Here is a 19,760-nt window from a genome sequence, read left to right on the forward strand (position 1 = left end):
TAAGAAAGAACGCCCACTGCTCAACGAGTGGGCGGCTTTCATCATAGGTACCAAGAAAGTGCCTACATTTGTTTGCGTAATGGCTGGTGCACTTTCCCTTCCGGTGCTCGGAGCCCAACTGTAGACTCGCTGCCACGTGCACTCACTATCTACCACCCGACCGTCAAGACTAACCTGTAGCGCTTGGGTCAGGGCACTTCACAACAACAAGGACGTTGTAGGCTGCCCGCGCGCGATGGCTTACTTCATTGAGAGGACAATGCCGTGCGAGATGACCTGTTAACCGTACCTTTACCCAGGCTTGATCGTTTGATGGCGTTGCGTGACGCACTGGTGGCGTTGAAGGGGCCGCTGGCCGACGATCCCAGGCTGCGCGAAGACCTGCAAGAGCGCCTGTTCAATGAAGAAACCCACAGTCGCGTGCTGGGCAAGATCAACCCAACGACGGCCACAGCCACCGGGCCGATCACCTACGGCGACGCCTTTTAACTGCATTTTTTTTGTATTTAACCTTCATTAATATGCAGTAGCGCCCCTGGATCAAGCGCGGCACACTGCACAGGTTCCTTCCCCCAATGTTGGAACCTTCAAAGGGCTGTTCCGGGAAACCAGGCAGGCCTTTTTTTTCGCCCGCCGTTTATGGACCGTCTTTCAATGCTCGCTCGCTGGTTACCCGCTGCAATCAACACCCGTCCCGCCGAATGGAGCCGTGCAGCCATCGGCATGGCCCTGGGCACGCTATTGAGTGTCTGGGCTTGTGCCCAAGTATTCGGCATGGAGGTGGCCCTGCACCTGCTCGGCCCTCTGGGTGCCTCGGCGGTGCTGTTGTTTGCCGTGTCCTCGGGGGCGCTGGCCCAACCCTGGTCGATCATCGGCAGTTACCTGTGTGCAGGCGTCGTCGCGCTGCTGGTCGCCCGCGTCCTGGGGCGCACCTTGGGCAGCGCGTGCCTGGCGGCGGGTATGACCGTGGTCCTCATCTGCTGGCTACGCTGCCTGCACCCGCCGGCCGGTGGCCTGGCCATGACCCTGGTGCTGGCCGATCCGGCATCTGTCGCCCTTGGCTGGTACGAATTGGCGCCGGTGATGCTCGGCGCTGGCGCCCTGCTCGCCTGCGCGTTGGCCTATAACAATGCCACGCGCACACGTTACCCCAAGGGGCTTGCCGAGCCTGCACCGTTTATCCTGGGCACTGCCACCGCCGTCAGCGAGCCGAGCATCACGGCAGCCGACCTCAAGCTGGCGCTGGCCGAGATGGAACAGTTCTACGACGTCGAACCGACAGAGCTGGAGCAACTGATCCACGCCGCCGAGGGCCATGCACGGCGTCGCAGTATCGGCGAGGTTCTGGCCAGCCGGGTGGTTTGACCGGCACTGCATAAATGCAACAACGACCTGCACGATTCCGGGTTGTACGGGGCAAATTTGCACTGGTACGATCACAAGAGAGTTCACCCGCGAACATCTTGATAAAGACAATAAAAGCAGGGAGTTAGAGATGACTGCTCAGGTTTCATCCCAAGCAAGCCACGCCGAGGTCCAGCAGGACGCTGTTCTGGCACAGGTGCGTAACCACATCGGCCACCTCACCCTCAATCGGCCCGCCGGCCTGAACGCCATCACCCTGGACATGGTCCGCCAGTTGGCCGCGCACTTGCAGGCCTGGGCCGACGACCCCGAGATCTACGCCGTGGTACTGCGCGGCGCCGGCGAGAAAGCCTTTTGCGCTGGCGGCGACATCCGTTCGCTGTACGACAGCTTCAAGCAAGGCGACACCCTGCACCAGGAATTCTTCGTCGAGGAATATGCCCTCGACCTGGCCATTCATCACTACCGTAAACCCGTACTGGCATTGATGGACGGCTTCGTCCTCGGCGGTGGCATGGGCCTGGTGCAAGGCGCGGACCTGCGGGTGGTCACCGAACGCAGCCGCCTGGCGATGCCGGAAGTGGCCATCGGGTACTTCCCGGATGTGGGCGGCAGCTATTTTCTCTCGCGTATTGCTGGCGAGCTGGGCACCTACCTTGGGGTGACCGGGGTGCAGATTCGCGCGGCGGATGCCTTGTATTGCGGGCTGGCAGACTGGTACATCGACAGCGCCAAGCTGGTTGAGCTGGACCAGAAACTCGACGGCCTGCAATGGCACGACTCGCCGCTCAAGGACTTGCAAGGCGCACTCGCCAAGCTCGCCGTGCAGCAATTGCCCGACGCCCCGTTGGCGGCCTTGCGCCCGGCCATTGACCACTTTTTCGGGTTGCCGGACGTGCCCAGCATCGTCGAGCAACTGCAACAAGTGACCGTGGCCGATAGCCATGACTGGGCGCTGACCACCGCCAACCTCATGCAGACCCGCTCGCCCCTGGCCATGGCCGTGACCCTGGAGATGCTGCGCCGCGGCCGCCACTTGCCACTGGAACAGTGCTTTGCCCTCGAACTGCACCTGGACCGCCAGTGGTTCGAGCGCGGCGACCTGATCGAAGGGGTTCGCGCCCTGATCATCGACAAGGACAAGACTCCGAAGTGGAACCCACCCACCCTCCATGCGCTGGATGCCAGCCATGTCGAGAGCTTCTTCCGCGACTTCGTGCAGATTGGGAAATAAGCCATGCAAGATCTTGAATACACTGAAGAACAAGTGATGATCCGAGACATGGCGCGTGATTTTGCCCGTGGCGAAATCGCCCCCCATGCCCAAGCCTGGGAGAAAGCCGGCTGGATCGACGACGCCCTGGTGGCGAAGATGGGCGAGCTGGGCCTGCTAGGCATGGTGGTACCGGAAGAATGGGGCGGCACCTATGTCGATTACGTCGCCTACGCCCTGGCCGTGGAGGAAATCTCCGCCGGTGACGCTGCGACGGGCGCGTTGATGAGCATCCATAATTCAGTGGGTTGTGGGCCGATCCTCAACTACGGCACAACCGAACAGAAACACACCTGGCTGGCCGAACTCGCCAGTGGCCAGGCCATCGGTTGCTTCTGCCTGACCGAACCCCAGGCCGGTTCCGAAGCCCATAACCTGCGCACCCGTGCCGAGTTGCGTGACGGGCAATGGGTCATCAATGGCGCCAAGCAGTTTGTCAGCAACGGCAAGCGCGCCAAGCTGGCCATCGTGTTTGCCGTGACCGACCCGGAACTGGGCAAGAAAGGCATTTCAGCGTTTCTGGTGCCCACCGATACCCCAGGTTTCGTGGTCGACCGCACCGAGCACAAGATGGGTATTCGTGCTTCAGACACCTGCGCCGTCACGCTCAACCAATGCAAGGTTCCCGAAGCCAACCTGCTAGGTGAGCGCGGCAAGGGCCTGGCCATCGCCCTCTCCAACCTGGAAGGCGGACGCATCGGCATCGCCGCCCAGGCCCTGGGCATTGCCCGCGCCGCGTTTGAAGCCGCGCTGGCCTACGCCCGTGATCGGGTGCAGTTCGACAAAGCGATCATCGAACACCAGAGCGTGGCCAACCTGCTGGCCGACATGCACACCCAACTCAACGCTGCGCGCCTGCTTATCCTCCATGCTGCGCGCCTGCGCACCGCCGGCAAACCCTGCTTGTCCGAAGCCTCCCAGGCCAAGCTGTTCGCCTCGGAAATGGCCGAACGGGTCTGCTCCAAGGCAATGCAGATCCATGGTGGGTATGGGTATTTGGAGGATTACCCGGTGGAGCGCTACTACCGGGATGCACGGATCACGCAGATTTACGAAGGCACCAGCGAGATTCAGCGGATGGTGATTGCCAGGGAGTTGAAAAACTACCAGCTCTGACGGACACCACACCATCGCCTTCTGTAGGAGCGAGCTTGCTCGCGAAAAACGTCAACGATAACGCGTGCTTGCTGACTGACCGCGGCGTCTGTGAGCTTTTCGCGAGCAAGCTCGCTCCTACAAAAATGCCTTGACCGTCTGGCATTATGGCTTGCCTGCGATGCAGACACCTCGGTACATCAGGGTACCGATCAACGGTAACCACGATGCGAAGCGAGCCGCTCTTGCTCTGCTTTTGATCTGCTCTTGATCTTAGGCGCCCCGTCAAACCACGCTGGCCGGAATTCGACAGGGATTTGGGGGGTAAACCGGCAGGGATGCCGGTTTAGCCGCCCCGCGCCATGGATGGCGCGGGGCGGCGGCCCCCCAAATCACTGGCGGATTACGGGCACACCGAGCCTAGGCGAGGTGCCGAGTGGTGGGGCAAGAGCGTTTTGCTTACTTTTGCGCTTCTCAAAAGTGAGCCGCCGTCAGGGCGGAACCCTAAGTGGCCGTGACCGCAGCAATGGATATGTACACCATCCAACTGTGTTGACTGTCAGGCCGCCTTCGCGAGCAAGCCCGCTCCCACAGTTGGATTGCGGGGGTATCAGGTAGATAGGTGTCGGCTGGCAGGCCGTCATCGCAGGCAAGCCAGCTCCCACAGTTGGATCGTTGGGGTGTCAGGTAGGTAGGTGTCGGCTGGCAGGCCACCCCCCCACCAGGTTACTTATCCTTAAATTCCGGCGCCCGCTTGGCCACAAACGCGGCCATGCCTTCCTTCTGGTCCTGGGTCGCAAACGCCGCATGAAACACCCGACGCTCAAAACGCACGCCTTCAGACAGGCTGACTTCAAACGCACGGTTCACGCTTTCCTTGACCATCATGCTGATCGGCACAGATTTACCGGCGATCAGGGTAGCCACCTTCAGCGCTTCCTCCAGCAGTTCATCGGCGGGCACAATGCGCGCCACAACCCCGCAGCGCTCGGCCTCCACCGCGTCGATAAAACGCCCGGTCAGGCACATCTCCATGGCCTTGGCCTTGCCCACCGCACGGGTCAGGCGCTGGGTGCCGCCCATGCCCGGCAGCACGCCCAGGTTGATTTCCGGCTGGCCAAACTTGGCGGTGTCGCCGGCAAGGATAAAGTCGCACATCAAGGCCAGTTCACAGCCGCCGCCCAGGGCGAAACCATTCACGGCGGCAATGATCGGTTTGCGGCGGTTGGCCACGCGGTCGCTGTCGCTGAACAGGTCGTCCATATAGATCTGCGGGTAGGTCAGCTCGGCCATTTCCTTGATGTCGGCACCGGCCGCGAAGGCTTTTTTCGAGCCAGTCAGCACGATGCAGCCAATTTCCGGGTTGGCTTCCAGGCTGTCCAGCGCCTGGTTCAGCTCGCTGACCAGTTGTGCATTCAAGGCGTTCAGTGCGCTGGGGCGGTTAAGCGTGATCAGCCCGACACGGCCCTGAACGTCAAGCAGGATGGTTTCGTAACTCATGTCTCGGCTCCTTAAAGATTGCGTGAGATGACCATGCGTTGAATATCGCTGGTGCCTTCGTAAATCTGGCAGACCCGCACATCACGGTAGATCCGCTCCAGGGGGAAGTCGTTCAGGTAACCGTAACCGCCCAAGGTTTGCAAGGCGGCCGAGCAGACTTTCTCGGCCATTTCCGAGGCAAACAGCTTGGCCATGGACGCCTCCACCAGCGCTGGTTTGCCGCTGTCACGCAGGGCAGCGGCGTAATGCACCATCTGCCGGGCGACGGCGATCTGGGTGGCCATGTCGGCCAGGCGAAAGGCGACGGCTTGGTGTTCGATCAGCGGCTTGCCAAAGCTTTCACGTTCACGGGCATAGTCCCGGGCCGCTTCGAAGGCGGCGCGGGCCATGCCCACCGACTGGGACGCGATGCCCACGCGGCCACCTTCCAGGTTGGCCAGGGCAATTTTATAACCTTCGCCCTCCTCGCCCAGGCGGTTGGCCACCGGCACTTTCACGTCTTCAAACAGGATCTGGCAAGTGTCCGAAGCATGTTGCCCCAGCTTGTCTTCCACCCGCGCCACGGTGTAACCGGGCGAATTGGTGGGCACGATAAACGCGCTGATCCCACGCTTGCCCGCAGTAGGGTCGGTGACTGCAAACACAATCACAATCCCGGCGTTTTGCCCGGAGGTGATGAACTGTTTGCAGCCGTTGAGTACATAGTGGTCGCCTTCAAGGCGTGCACGGGTTTTCAGGCTGCTGGCATCGGAACCGGCCTGGGGTTCGGTCAGCGCAAAAGCACCCAGCATAGCGCCGCTGGCCAAGGGCGTGAGGAACTGCTCTTTCTGCTGGTCATTGCCAAACTTGAGTATCGGCACGCAACCCACCGAGTTGTGCACGCTCATGATCGTGGAGCACGCACCGTCGCCCGCGGCGATTTCTTCCAGGGCCATGGCGTAGGCCAGGTAGCCGGTGTCGCAACCGCCCCACTGCTCTGGCACCAGCATGCCGAAAAAGCCCAGTTCGGCCATTTCCGCGATGGCCTCCTTGGGAAAGCGATGCTCGCGGTCCCACTCGGCGGCGAAGGGTTTCAAACGTTCCTGGGCAAATGGCCGGGCGGCGTCGCTGATCTGCAATTGTTCGTCATTGGGCAACATAGGTCATCCTCAATACAGGCATTCAACGGCCATGGCCGTGGCTTCACCGCCGCCAATGCAAATGGCTGCGACGCCACGCTTGAGCCCCTTCTGGCGCAGGGCCGCGAGCAATGTCACCAGGATACGTGCGCCAGAGGCGCCAATGGGGTGGCCCAGTGCGCAGGCGCCGCCATGCACGTTGACCTTGTCGTGGGGAATCTCCAGCTTGCTCATGGTCACCAGGCTGACCACGGCGAAGGCTTCGTTGATTTCGAACAGGTCCACCTCGTCGAGGCTCCAGCCGGTCTTGCTCATCAGCTTACGGATCGCCCCCACCGGCGCCACCGGAAACAGCCCAGGCTCATCGGCAAACGCGGCGTGCCCATGGATCACCGCCAAGGGCTTGAGGCCACGCTTGAGCGCCTCGGACTCACGCATTAGCAACAACGCCGCCGCGCCATCGGAGATCGAGCTGGAGTTGGCTGCTGTCACTGTACCGCCGTCACGGAACGCCGGTTTAAGGCTGGCGATCTTGTCCAGCTTGGCTTTCGGCGGTTGTTCATCATGGAGGATGGTTTTTTGCTCCTTGCCCACGGTGACCTGCACCGGGACGATTTCGCTGGCAAAGCTGCCGTGGGTGATGGCCTCCTGCGCGCGGGTCAGGGAGGCGATGGCAAACGCGTCCTGGGCCTCACGGGTAAAACCATTGTGCTCGGCGCAGTCCTCGGCAAAGGTGCCCATCAGGCGCCCCTTGTCGTAGGCGTCTTCGAGGCCGTCGAGGAACATATGATCAAGCACCTTGCCGTGGCCCATGCGGTAGCCGCTGCGCGCGCGGTCCAACAGGTACGGTGCGTTGGACATGCTTTCCATGCCCCCCGCGATCACCACATCAACGCTGCCAGCGCGCAGCGAATCGTGGGCCAGAATCGTCGCTTCCATGCCGGAGCCGCACATCTTGTTGAGGGTGGTGCAGCGCGTGCCCTTGTCCAACCCGGCACCCAGGGCGGCCTGGCGAGCAGGCGCTTGCCCAAGCCCGGCGGGCAGCACGCAGCCAAACAGCACTTCGTCGACGGCATCGGTGGCGATACCGGCGCGCTCGACCGCCGCACGAATGGCGGCAGCGCCCAGTTGCGGCGCGGTCAGGCTTTTGAGGTCGCCCTGAAACCCGCCCATGGGCGTGCGCACAGCGCTGACAATCACAATAGGGTCGTTCATAGTCATTGCTCCTTATTTGGCGGCCATGCGCAAGGCACCGTCGAGACGGATCACTTCGCCATTGAGCATGCTGTTTTCAATGATGTGGCGTACCAGCGCGGCATATTCGGCGGGTTTGCCCAGGCGCGGCGGGAACGGCACGCCGGCAGCCAGGGACTCACGCACCTCTGGGGTCATGCCGGCCATCATTGGGGTTTCGAAAATGCCCGGTGCGATGGTCATCACGCGGATACCAAAGCGCGCCAGTTCCCGTGCGGCAGGCAAGGTGAGGCTGGCAATCGCACCCTTGGAGGCGGCATACGCAGCCTGGCCTATCTGCCCATCGAACGCCGCCACCGAGGCGGTATTGATGATCACGCCACGCTCGCCGTCGGCATTCGCCTCGGTTTCAGCGATCGCCGCAGCGGCCAGACGCAGCAGGTTGAAGCTGCCGATCAGATTGACGTTGATCACCTGGGCGAAGTTTGCCAGGCCGTGCGGGCCATTCTTGCCGAGGATCTTCTCGCCGCGCACCACACCCGCGCAGTTGACCAGGCCATGCAAGCCACCAAAGGCTTCGACCGCTGCCTTCACCGCCGCTTCTGCAGCGGCTTCCTGGCTGATGTCCGCCACGGCACTGCGGGCATTGTCGCCCAGTTGCTGGGCCTTGGCGGCCACAGCGTCAGCGTTCAAGTCCACCAGCATCACCTTGGCACCCGCAGCGATCAGCATTTCAGCGGTGGCCGCGCCGAGGCCCGACGCGCCGCCGCTGACCAGGAATACCTTTTTTTCAATCTGCATCGTTGTTTCCTTTTAAAGAGATCACGCCACTGCCGCCTGGGCCTTGGCTATTTCCTGATTGCGCAAAATAAAGCGTTGCAGCTTGCCGCTCGGGGTCTTGGGCAAGTCGCTGACAAATTCGATTTCCCGTGGGTACGCATGGGCGGCCAGGCGCTGGCGCACATGCAGGCGCAGCTCTTCGGCCAGCTCGGGGGTGGCGCGGTATTGCTCGCTGATCACCACAAAGGCTTTGACCAGCTCGGTGCGCTCCGGGCAAGGCTTGCCGACCACCGCCGCCTCGACCACCGCCGGGTGCTCCACCAACGCACTTTCCACATCGAAGGGGCCCACGCGATAGCCGGATGTAGTGATCACGTCGTCACTGCGCCCGACAAAGCTGATGCTGCCGTCCGGGTTCAGCTCCACGGTGTCGCCGCTGAGGTAGTACTTGCCAACGAACGCCTTGGTTTTCACGCCGTCGTATCCGGCGAACCAGCACATGGGCGATTGCTCGCGGTCGATGGCCAGGATGCCGGGCTGGCCGGCCGGCAGCTCTTGATGGTCGTCATCCAGCACCACGATGCGATGCCCTGGCGAGGCAAAACCCGCCGAACCCACGTGCACCGGATGCGCCAGGCCGTGGTGGTTGCACAGCACCATACCCAGTTCGGTCTGGCCGTAATGGTCGTGGATGGTCACGCCCAGGTTGTCGGCGAACCAGCGAATCACCTCCGGGTTCAACGGCTCGCCAGCGCTGCTGACGATGCGCAGCTTGCCCTTGATCGAACGCGCGAACTGTTCGCCACCGGCAATCAGCAGGCGATACGCCGTGGGCGAACCGGTCAGGTTGGTGATTGCGTATTTATTGATCACCCGGCAGGTGCTTTCCAGGGTGAACGGGCCATCGTAGAAGGTGATCGGGTGCCCCATGGACAACGGCCCGGTCACGCCGAAATAGATGCCATAGGCCCAGCCAGGGTCAGCGACGTTCCAGAACGCGTCTTCGGGGCGCAAGTCCACGGCGTCGCGCATATAGCCCTGGAACGCGACGATGGCCTTGAGCGGCACCGACAGCGCCTTGGACGGGCCGGTGGTGCCCGAGGTGAACATCAGCAAGAACGGCTCCTCTGCGCCCAGTAGCACCGGCTCGCAGTGAGAAGAGTAATGGGGCAGTTCGGCCCAGAAGCTGTAATCGCCACGTACGATGCCTTCACCCTTGGCCCCGGCCACCGTGACGATGGTCGGGCAGTCGGCGACCTCAGCCAACTTGGGGCGGTTCACTGCATCGGTGACCACCAGCGCTGCGCCGGAACTGTTCAAGCGGTGTTCAATCGCCTTGGGACCGAACGCGGTAAACAGTGGCTGATAGACCGCGCCGATGCGCCAGGTTGCTAACACCACCACCAGCAATTCGGCGGTACGCGGCAGCAGGCCCGCCACCTTGTCACCGCGCTTGACGCCCCTGGCCAGCAGGAAGTTGGCAAAACGCGCGGCCTGCTCCTGCAGTTCGGTGAAGGTCGAGGTGGCGCTACGCCCGTCCTTGCCTTCCCAGAACAACGCGATACGCCCCGGCAGCGCGTGACGGTCACAACACTCCACACAGGCATTGAGCGCTTGCAGATTGCCGGCCAGTGCGGCGTCGACGGTGTGCTGGTAATCAAACTCGGTGGTGGCAGCCAAATACTCACGCATCGCTTTCTATCCTTCTGTGTTTTTATTTTCAGGACATTTTCAACTCGATAAAACCGCTGAAATAGTCGCTCCAGAGCGGCGCAGCGGCAATGGTCAAAGCTTTCAACTTGGCTGACTGGTTTGGCCAGTCCATAGTAAAACGCGGGGGGGGTTCGCTTTTCTGTGGGAGCGGGCTTGCTCGCGAAGGCGTCGGCCCAGCAAACATCGAGGCTGACTGACCCACCGCCTTCGCGAGCAAGCCCGCTCCCACAGGGTTATGTACTGCCGGCTCCCACGTCAGTCATTGAGTCGACTGATCAGGCGGTCGATCCAAGTGATTGGACGCTCCGGGTGCCAGCTTCTACCCTGATGATCTGCGCCGCCACAGAAGCCCGCCATGATCGTTCGCCCCAAACCCAACGTCCTGGGTATCCTGTTCTCCCTCAAAGGCTCCATTGCCAAGCGCATTGCCTGGCGCAGCCTGCTGGTCACGCTGTTGGCCTCGGTCATCGTGCTGGTGGAAACCCTGCACCCCGCCTATTTTTCCAAGGTCAACGCTACGCCCTTCACCTTGCTGGGCCTGTCGCTGTCGATCTTCATGAGTTTTCGCAACAACGCCTGCTACGACCGTTGGTGGGAGGGGCGTAAGCAACTGGGGCAAATGGTCATTGACGTGCGTTCGCTGATTCGCGAGACCCAGGTGCTGGGGGACACCGCCGAGCGTGCTGGCCTGCTGCGCGGCCTATGCGGTTTTGCCCATGGTTTGGTCGCGCATTTGCGTCATGAAGATCAAGCCCGGGCGATACACCCTTGGATCAGCGTGCCAGCGGGCCACCCCAACCTGTCGGACAGCGTGCTGCAAACGGTCGGTGCGCGCTTTTCGGTCCTGGCCCAACAGGGTGTGATCAGCGAATGGCGCTACACCCAGCTGGAAATCCGGTTGGTCAGCCTGAGCCAGGTGCAGGCGGCGTGTGAGCGGATCAAGACCACGCCACTGCCCTTCCCCTACACCCTGCTGTTGCACCGCACCATCTACCTGTTCTGCATCCTGCTGCCGTTCGCCATGGCCGAGCCACTGGGCTGGTTGACGCCGGTGTTCACTGCGATTGTCAGCTACACCTTCTTTGGCCTGGATGCGATTGGCGACGAATTGGAGGACCCTTTCGGCTTCGACGAAAACGACTTGCCGTGTGACGCCATCCTGCGGACATTGGAGCGTGAGATTCTCGCAGCCCTGGGTGAAGTCAACCTGCCGCCTGCGTTGGAACCAGCGGACTACGTGCTGACCTGACGCGGGTTTGACACTCGCCTCGCACTGACCGAAGCTTGGAACTTTGCTGCCCAAGCTTTCGGACGCCTGCATGTCAAAGTCACGCCGTTACTCCATCATCGGCCTGTGCGCCCTGTTGCTGATCGTACTGATCATCTGGTTTTTCTCCCGCACCCCGACAGTGGCCGTACCCCCGGCCATCGCCCATGGTTATTCCAAGGCCTTGAAGCAAGCGCATAACGGCGAGCCCGGCGCCGCGCGCGTGCTGTACCAACAGTTGGGCCGGCCGGACCTGTCGCCCGAACGCCGCGCCGCCTTGCATGCTGAGTTACCCAATTACCCCAGCCCCCAGGCGCTGAAGCTGGCCGATAAAGACCTGGCCAATGAATCGGCGCTGGTGCGCGAAGCCGCGATTCACAGCATCGTCGGCCTGGTGCCCACCGGCCAACGCACCCTGCTGCTCGGCCCGGTGCTGGATGATCCCGAACAGTCGGTGCGCTTTGCCGCCGCCAACGCCTTGCTCGGCCTGTCTCCCGCCACCCTGGGCCTGTACTTTGGCCCGCTGCAGCAGGTGCTCGACGAATTCGTGAAAACCCTCAAGGCCCAACCCGAAACCGCTGAAGGCTGGATTCAATTGGCGCGCCTGTACATCCACAGTGCCCTGCTGCCGGAGGCGCAAAACGCCCTGGAGCAGGCAATGCGTTTGCAGCCGGACAACCTGCAAGCGGTGGTATCGCAAATCGAACTACTGGACAAACAAGGCAAGACCGACGACTCGCGCCAACTGTTGGCCCGGCAACTGGCGGCTCATCCGGAATCGGCCTACCTGCAACATGCATTAGGCATGTGGCTGCTGCACCATGGCGAGCGCCCCTACGCCCTGCTCGGCCTCTCCAAGGCGGTGGAGCTTGAGCCGGACAACCCGGATTATCGCTACGACCTGGCGACGACACTGCACGACCAGGACGAAGTAGAGGCGGCCCAGCGCCAGTTGGAAGAAATCGTCCAGCGTGATCCCGCCAACCGCAAAGCCCGCGTGTTGCTGGTCAACTACTGGAAAGAGACCGGACAGTTGCAGAACGTCCAGGTGCTGCTCGCCCAACTGGAGCAACAGAACCCGGATGATCCGGCGTTACAGCAGGGCCTGTAATTCTTACAAAACGTTGAACCGCTACGTGCCACTACGGTCAAGTGAATATGGCGCGTCCGAGTCGGCGCGCCCCTCTACTTGTACGTGACCTGAGGGCACTTCTTGAGTACATCCAATCAGCTGTTGAGTGAAAAGGCGGCCACCGGCATCGAAGGTCTTGATGACATTCTTGCCGGCGGGCTATCGCGCAGCCACGTGTTTTTGCTTGAGGGCGAACCCGGCACCGGTAAAACCACCGTGGCCCTGCACTTTCTGCAGGCCGGCGCGCAAAACGGCGAACGTTGCTTGTATATCACCCTGTCCGAAACCGAGCACGAATTGCGCCAGGGCGCCAAATCCCATGGCTGGGACCTCGATGACCATATTCATATCTTCGAACTGACCCCGCCCGAAAGCTTGCTCAACGCCGAACACCAGCAAAGCCTGCTGTACTCCTCCGACCTGGAACTGGGGGAAGCCACCCGCCAGATCTTTGAAGTGGTGGAACGGGTCAAGCCGACCCGCGTGGTGGTAGACAGCCTGTCGGAGATCCGGCTGTTGGCGCAAAGCTCCTTGCGCTATCGCCGGCAGATCCTGGCGATCAAGCACTACTTCGTGCGCTATGACGCCACCGTATTACTGCTGGACGACCTGACCACCGAATCCCTGGATAAGACCGTGCACAGCGTGGCCCACGGGGTAATTCGCCTGGAGGAACTGACGCCCAACTACGGTGCCGAGCGTCGTCGCATCCGGGTGGTGAAATACCGGGGCCAGAAATACCGTGGCGGCTTTCACGACTTCACCATCATGGGCGACGGCATTCACGTATTCCCGCGCCTGGTGGCGGCTGAGCATCGCGGCGGTTACAACCGGCAAACCTTGAGCAGCGGTATCGAGGAATTGGATTCTCTGCTCGGCGGGGGAATCGAGACCGGCTCCAGCAGCCTGATTCTCGGCCCGGCCGGTACCGGCAAGTCGCTGATCTCGATGATCTTCGCCGCTGCTGCCGTGGCCCGTGGCGAAAAGGCTGCGCTGTTTATCTTCGATGAAGAACTGGGCCTGCTGTTCGAGCGTATGAAGAACATGGGCATCGACCTCGCCGCGTTGCGAGACACCGGCAACCTGCTGATCGAGCAGGTCGACGCCGCCGAACTCTCCCCCGGCGAATTTTCGCACCGGGTGCGCCGTTGCGTGGACGAGCGCGGCATCAAGACGGTGGTCATCGACAGTATCAACGGCTACCAGGCCGCCATGCCCGAAGAGAACGCGCTGATCCTGCATATGCATGAACTGTTGCTGTACCTCAACCGCCGCGGGGCTGCCACCTTCATGACGGTGGCCCAGCACGGCCTGGTCGGCGACATGCAGACGCCAGTCGACATCACCTACCTGGCTGACACCGTGATCCTGCTGCGTTATTTCGAGGCTCTGGGCAAAGTTCGCCGGGCCATTTCGATCATCAAGAAGAGAACCGGCTCACATGAGTCGACTATCCGCGAATACCGCATCGGCAGCCGCGGCATGACGGTGGGTGTGCCCCTGGATAACTTCCAGGGTGTGCTGCGCGGCATTCCGACCTATATGGGCGCCGGCTCCCCCCTGCTCAAGGATGAGGGCTAGTGCCGGCCCTTTCTCCTGTCTCCGAGCGCGCCATCGTGCTGGCGCCCATGGGCCGCGACGGCTCATTGGCGCTGATGATGCTAAACGAAGCCGGCTACAGCGGGATCGTCGCCAATAGCCTGGCCGCCCTGTGCGAAGAGCTGACCCAAGGCGCCGGCCTGCTCATCATTGCGGCTGAGGCGCTGCGTGGCGTCGACCTGGAGCCGTTACTTGAGTTGTTGCATCAGCAGCCGGCCTGGTCCGACCTGCCGATCGTGCTGATGACCCAGCATGGCGGCAAAGAGCAGAACGGTTCGAGCCGACTGAGCGGCTTGCTGGGTAACGTCACGTTTCTGGAGCGGCCATTCCATCCCATCACCCTGATCAGCCTGGTCAGCGCCGCCCTGCGCGGTCGGCGGCGCCAGTACGAGGCGCGGGACCGCTTGATTGACTTGAGCGAGAGCGAGCTGCGGCTGCAGCGCACCCTGGAAACCCTCGAGCAGCAAGTGGAAGAACGCACCGCCCAACTGCGCCACAACGAAGAAGCCCTGCGTCAGTCGCAGAAAATGGAAGCCGTTGGCCAGTTGACCGGCGGTATCGCCCATGACTTCAACAACATGCTCACCGGCATTATTGGGAGCCTGGAACTGCTGCGCCGACGTGTGGCGCGAGGCAAACTGGATGACCTGGACGGCCTGATCGACCTGGGCGTGACCTCCGCCAACCGCGCGGCCAGCCTCACCCACAGACTGTTGGCGTTCTCCCGTCGATAATCGCTGGACTCCAAACCCGTGCAGATCAACCAGTTGGTCGCGGCCATGGGCGAATTGTTGCAACGCAGCATCAACGAAAGCATCAGCCTGGACATGCGCTTGAGCGACGCCTTGTGGACGGCCGAAGCCGACCCGAACCAGCTCGAAAGCGCCCTGCTCAACCTGGTGATCAACGCGCGCGACGCCATGCCCACCGGTGGCACGCTCACGGTGGAAACCACCAACCGCCACCTCGACAGCGTCTTCACTGCCGCCTACGGCACCCTGACACCGGGCGATTACGTAGAGCTGAGTGTCAGCGACAACGGTTGCGGCATACCGCAGCACTTGATGGGCCGCGTGTTCGATCCATTTTTCACCACCAAGCCCATCGGCCAGGGCACGGGGCTGGGGTTGTCAATGATCTACGGCTTCGCTCGCCAGTCTCGTGGGCATGTGACCATCCACAGCGAAGTCAACAAAGGCACCACGGTCAGCTTGTTCTTGCCGCGTTTTATCGGCGAGCCCCAAGCCCAGGAGCCGCTCAACCCGACATTGCTGCCGTTTGCCAATGCAGGGGAAACGGTGTTGATCGTCGAGGATGACCCCGCGGTTCGGGTGCTGGTCAGCGCCGTGCTCAAAGAGCTGGGTTATGGGTTCGTCGAAGCCGCAGACGCGAACACGGCGGTGCCGATCATTGAGTCCGAGCAGCGCATTGACCTGATGATCAGCGATGTCGGGTTACCCGGTATGAATGGCCGGCAATTAGCGGAAATCGGCCGGCAAATTCGCCCTGAACTCAAGGTGTTGTTCATTACCGGGTATGCCGAGCATGCGGCGGTGCGTGGAGGGTTCCTGGACCCGGGGATGCAGTTGATCACCAAGCCGTTTACGTTTGATTTATTAACGGCCACAGTACGGGAGATGATTCGGGAGTAAGGGGCCTTTATCAGAACTGACAGCCCTCTCGCTGTGACGAAGGGGCTGATCATCTTTTAGCTTGCCTTAAACTTTACTGGGCGATAATAAAAGGGTATTTCCTTTCCAGACCGAGAGCCGCTAATTCCTTTAGGGCCGGTTTTACTTGTACCAAGGGACAAATTCAGCTGAAGCTGATTGTAGATCCTCTGGTTAATATCAGCGGCTGAAGCCCCGGGACTGGTCAGATTTATATTGGCTTTTAAAGTACCAACGTCTTCAGGCACGACGTACGCACGAACAGGCCCTTGAAACGCCTTGACATCACGCTTTATTAATTTCCCAAAATGGCTCCCAAAAGAATTGGCAGACCCATTGGCTGAGTGACACATCAACAAGCGTACATTGTTGAACTTTTCAGGACTAATGCCCGAAGCGCGAAGGTGCTCCAGCAGATCAGCGGGCGTGTTCTTCTTACCATTGAAAAACATACTCATTGGCTCATCGGTGAGCAGTTGTTTAAAATTCGGATTGACCCCATGGGCACAGATATTAAGTCTCTCCACGCCTTTATATTTATCCACATAGCAAAAAATACCATCGCCGAGCACCTTAAAATCCTTGATTTCGCGCCCCAAGTGTAATGCGTTATCATTGGCCAGGCTTTTTTCCAGGTGATTGGTTTTTTTTCTGCGGCGTACCACTTCGCCGACGCCATCTGCGACATCGTCTGCAGTGCCCACGCTGTCCTCAAAATACCTGGCGGTTTCAGGTGTGAAGTTTTCCAGGGGGTTGCCATAGACTTTGTTCTTGGTTACATCATAAGGTAACCATCTACCAGTCGCCTCATCGAACTTCGCCGCGACGTTCGATATCGGCGCACCGTTGACCGGTTTATAGGTGCCTATTGCAATATCGTGTCTATTGGAGAGCTTAAGTAAATCGACACTGTCGGAGGCCCCTGTCAACCTGCCAAACCACTGACGGCTTTTGGATAGCAGTCCCTCCCCCCCGTTCGTCGTCGACCGAAACAAGTTACCCACGCCGGCTGTCGATTTTCCAGCGGTGAGGTACTTTCCGAAGCGGCTTGACCCCGCGCGAGCCGCTCCACTACCCGCCTTTCCTAGCCCTGCGGTGGTAGCGTATAGCACGATATCAAAAATGATATCCGCAGCTGCATCTTTGTAATTCCCGTGTGCCAAATTCCACAACGCAGACCCTCCGGGTATTAAACCCAGTACCAGGTTACGAAAAAACTCCTGTTTTTCTTTTTCTTGATCAAACGTTGTTACTTCGCGAGTGGAGGCCTTCACATCCTCCATGGCGTAGGATCCTATAATGTTTTTGGAGAGCCACATACCCAAAAAATTACTTCGGTCACTGGAAAATGAATCCGGTAGGAAATCTTCGTTATCTGGGACGCCCCGCACATGGGCGGCGTCATCAGAGGCCGGATGTTTTTGAATGGTATCAACGGTAAATTTTTTTCCAAGACCGCCGTACTGGATTTCCGTCTCCGTACCTTGAGGCCCCTCATGGAAGGAGTTATTCCAATCGTCTCGTTTTCGTAGCTCTTTGCGCTGAGGATCAAACTCATAGTAAGTTTCGACACCGTTACGAACGGTTTTAATAATCAGTGACCTGTCTTCCTGATGCCGCGAAAAACCGTCGGAATGGTGTAGAGTGCCCCCACGACCTGCGAGTGTTTCCGTACGCGTTGTCTGACCTTTTTCATAGATTTCCAAATCGCCCCATTCGATGTTTTTCCGATCTTCCAAGGGTAAGTTGGAAATAAGCTTTTTGGTCACGGTACTCCAGGCCTGCGACAAATCCTCCGCGTACTGATCGAACGCTTGGCTGTGTTTTGTTATTGGATCTGGCATCGTTAAAAGTTGGTTGATGACCGTTTCAGTAATCTTGGGGTTGGTAGAGTACCACCCCACCGTCAACCCTGCTTTTTTTGCCAAAAAAAGGTCCAGCAGTGAATAACTACCTTCCGGATCTAATGTGAGGGATGGGGTTAGTCTATAGCCATCTGTTTGAGTAACATGACTGCGGATACTTTTTTCTTCAAACGGTATGCCCTCACCGAAGTGCGCCTTGAGCTCGGCCAGTGCTATAGAGCGCTGCGTCGGGGGTGAGGACGTCAATACGTCAGCGGCGCTCAATATCTGCTGTTGCTCCTGACGGAATGCCTTCTGGGTTTCTTCCAGCTGTTCAGCGGTAGGCTCCTTTGTTATCGAGAGCTTGCCGTGCGCTTTGCCCCATTCGCGGATCCCAGGCCAGGCCGTCAGCGTTTGAATCTCTTGTTCATGGTCTGTAATAGGGTCAATAGCATCGAAATTAACAATTTCGCTAAAGCTCATTCGTATAGCGGCACCCGGGCTGGTTGCTTCAATCCGGCCTACCGCAGCCTTAAGATTGAGCCAGTTAGCTGAGAGGTAGGTCACGTCGGCGGGAATATCTTTGACACATAGCTCTGGAGCGGCACGACTCAGTAGAAGCATTGTCGCGATTGGAGCGGCCTCTGGTGTGGTTTTGTTTGTCTGCAACAGATGATCGATCAGCCCTTGCTTGATGACGGACAAGGGCTGGTTATTGAACTCAGGCGCGGTGAGATTAAACCCGGCAATGTGATCGGGTTTTGCCTCAACCAGACTTTGTGAGTCCAGTGTCACAGCCAACACCGTCAACAATACTTCCCGTGGTGTGGAGTGTTGCGCCACCTGCCCCATTCGCTTTTTCAGCTCTATGCCTAATTCTTGGCCCAGACCGCTATTGAGGATCCATTGTACGGTGGCGACTGGATCCCCTTGATTGAGTACGGGCCGGGGGACCTGTTTTACCAATGCCCCCAACACATCAGCACTGCCAAGCCGAGCGTCGCTGCTCAAACCAGGCAATGGCGGCTGGTTGTCAATGACTATGCGCACAAGTTCAGACTGGTCCTCGATGGACATTGGCATGGGCCATGCCAATGCACCGGCAAAGTTTCCGTCGGTTGTTTGAGGCAATGCAGGGGAGCCCAGAACATGGATCAGATTTTTCAGTTCGTCCACATTGTTTGGCACGTGCCAGCCATTTGCATGAAGCAGGTCTTGCAGACTGGCGTCGGTTTGTTGCGTTTCTTGTCGGTAGGTTGAGTCTGGGTGGGTCGAGACCCGTGCATCGGCCAGATACCTGGCAAGGAATTCAGGATGGGCCTGGCTAAATTTCTTCATTTTCTCAAGCAACGCGAATTTGTTGACGCTATCGCCTAGCTCGCGCTTTTGCTGTTCCAGTATCTCGGGCGATTGAGCGACAAGATCAACATAAGTATCAGCGCCCAACACATCGAATTCCTGGTTATGTTCAAGCTGCGTGGCCCGGGAGAGCACTTCTTCTTTTCTGTAAGGCAGCAGTACCTCACCGTAAAAACGAGCAATCAGAATCAACGGCGCCTGCTGTGGGCGAGTTGGCGCGTCAACGATGGAAGCCCCCAACGCTTTCACGGCCACCATGATCGGCCCCGTAGCCTCCCGCCAGCCGGGGCCTTGTTCCGAACCGCGCAATTCAGTACGTTCGCCATTGATCGTAACGGTCAGTACGTCACTGTGAGGGTTGACGGTGATGGCTTGTGAGGTATCGATATTCTTCGATTTCGCCCATTCCAAGAACGCCGGACTATGTGTAACGTTGTACAGTTGCTGCCACCATGCGCCAAACCGCGAGTCATTAGGAATATCGTCAATTGTTTCATCGCCCGTATTTGTCTGCGTTGCTTGGCGTATAGCACTCGCATAAAGCTCCAACAGCCGCTTATCGCCAGTTGCTCCGGTGGCTTGGGCTTGTTGTATGGGCGCCTCGATAGAAAGCGGCCGCGAGTTCGTCACCGGATCAGACAGGCGGTTGCTTGAGGAAATATTGGATAGGGTCATGGGTCAACCTTCTGAAAGTCAATTAATCTCGTCGGTGATGAATGTGGCTCAACACCGACGAGATTAATGGGCTGAATCTGTCAGAAGGTTCCAGCTAGAACATATAAAGCAACGATATTTCGACACCGCCTTGGCAAAAGGCATTCATAACTGGCTGAAATATACTTTCGTGACAT

Annotated in this window: 13 protein-coding genes and 1 pseudogene; 8 read left to right on the forward strand and 6 right to left on the reverse strand. The window is 59.5% G+C overall.

Features of this window, described 5'->3' with window-relative positions; translation table 11 throughout:
• Window positions 1-276: 276 nt before the first annotated feature.
• The 4 genes from MF6394_RS19660 (at window position 277) to MF6394_RS19675 (ending at window position 3,754) form a co-directional block, all read left to right on the forward strand.
• Window positions 277-489 carry a type VI secretion system contractile sheath small subunit gene (locus tag MF6394_RS19660; protein WP_228391147.1) on the forward strand — a complete coding sequence of 71 codons (213 nt, stop codon included), beginning with the start codon at window positions 277-279 and terminating at the stop codon, window positions 487-489.
• Window positions 490-654: 165 nt separating this feature from the next.
• Entirely contained in the window at window positions 655-1,365 is a 711-nt protein-coding gene (locus MF6394_RS19665) for an HPP family protein (RefSeq protein WP_047710878.1), read from the forward strand.
• A gap of 130 nt (window positions 1,366-1,495) precedes the next feature.
• A complete protein-coding gene (locus MF6394_RS19670; RefSeq protein ID WP_047710879.1) occupies window positions 1,496-2,599 on the forward strand; it encodes an enoyl-CoA hydratase/isomerase family protein in 1,104 nt (367 codons plus the stop codon).
• Between the two features lie 3 nt (window positions 2,600-2,602).
• On the forward strand, window positions 2,603-3,754 hold the full coding sequence (locus MF6394_RS19675) for an acyl-CoA dehydrogenase family protein (RefSeq protein ID WP_047710880.1): 1,152 nt from the start codon (window positions 2,603-2,605) through the stop codon (window positions 3,752-3,754).
• Window positions 3,755-4,459: 705 nt separating this feature from the next.
• On the opposite strand, the gene MF6394_RS19680 is transcribed toward MF6394_RS19675, so the two are convergent.
• The 5 genes from MF6394_RS19680 to MF6394_RS19700 are packed head-to-tail and all read right to left on the reverse strand — an operon-like array spanning window position 4,460 to window position 10,017.
• Window positions 4,460-5,233, reverse strand: a complete 774-nt coding sequence (locus MF6394_RS19680; RefSeq protein ID WP_044273861.1) for an enoyl-CoA hydratase — start codon at window positions 5,231-5,233, stop codon at window positions 4,460-4,462.
• An 11-nt stretch (window positions 5,234-5,244) separates the two neighbouring features.
• Window positions 5,245-6,372 (reverse strand): acyl-CoA dehydrogenase, encoded by a 1,128-nt coding sequence (locus MF6394_RS19685; protein ID WP_078467355.1) that lies wholly within the window; start codon window positions 6,370-6,372, stop codon window positions 5,245-5,247.
• Between the two features lie 9 nt (window positions 6,373-6,381).
• On the reverse strand, window positions 6,382-7,566 hold the full coding sequence (locus tag MF6394_RS19690) for an acetyl-CoA C-acyltransferase (RefSeq protein ID WP_047710882.1): 1,185 nt from the start codon (window positions 7,564-7,566) through the stop codon (window positions 6,382-6,384).
• 12 nt (window positions 7,567-7,578) lie between these two features.
• Window positions 7,579-8,346: an SDR family NAD(P)-dependent oxidoreductase gene (locus MF6394_RS19695; protein WP_078467356.1), complete on the reverse strand. Its 768-nt coding sequence runs from the start codon at window positions 8,344-8,346 to the stop codon at window positions 7,579-7,581.
• Between the two features lie 21 nt (window positions 8,347-8,367).
• Entirely contained in the window at window positions 8,368-10,017 is a 1,650-nt protein-coding gene (locus tag MF6394_RS19700) for an AMP-binding protein (RefSeq protein WP_078467357.1), read from the reverse strand.
• A 376-nt stretch (window positions 10,018-10,393) separates the two neighbouring features.
• On the opposite strand from MF6394_RS19700, the gene MF6394_RS19705 reads away from it, so the two are divergent.
• From MF6394_RS19705 to MF6394_RS19720, 4 genes and pseudogenes are all read left to right on the forward strand, one after another.
• Window positions 10,394-11,287, forward strand: a complete 894-nt coding sequence (locus MF6394_RS19705; protein WP_078467358.1) for a bestrophin family protein — start codon at window positions 10,394-10,396, stop codon at window positions 11,285-11,287.
• Between the two features lie 70 nt (window positions 11,288-11,357).
• On the forward strand, window positions 11,358-12,416 hold the full coding sequence (locus MF6394_RS19710) for a tetratricopeptide repeat protein (RefSeq protein ID WP_078467359.1): 1,059 nt from the start codon (window positions 11,358-11,360) through the stop codon (window positions 12,414-12,416).
• A 102-nt stretch (window positions 12,417-12,518) separates the two neighbouring features.
• Window positions 12,519-14,018 (forward strand): ATPase domain-containing protein, encoded by a 1,500-nt coding sequence (locus MF6394_RS19715; RefSeq protein WP_032897276.1) that lies wholly within the window; start codon window positions 12,519-12,521, stop codon window positions 14,016-14,018.
• A pseudogene (locus MF6394_RS19720) lies at window positions 14,018-15,688 on the forward strand (ATP-binding protein). The gene MF6394_RS19715 and the pseudogene MF6394_RS19720 overlap by 1 nt, the downstream one beginning before the upstream one ends.
• A 56-nt stretch (window positions 15,689-15,744) precedes the next feature.
• Here MF6394_RS19720 and MF6394_RS19725 read toward each other — a convergent pair.
• Window positions 15,745-19,584 carry a hypothetical protein gene (locus MF6394_RS19725; protein ID WP_078467360.1) on the reverse strand — a complete coding sequence of 1,280 codons (3,840 nt, stop codon included), beginning with the start codon at window positions 19,582-19,584 and terminating at the stop codon, window positions 15,745-15,747.
• Window positions 19,585-19,760 lie beyond the last annotated feature (176 nt).

Source organism: Pseudomonas sp. MF6394, assembly GCF_002018845.1.
Classification (GTDB): domain Bacteria; phylum Pseudomonadota; class Gammaproteobacteria; order Pseudomonadales; family Pseudomonadaceae; genus Aquipseudomonas; species Aquipseudomonas lactis.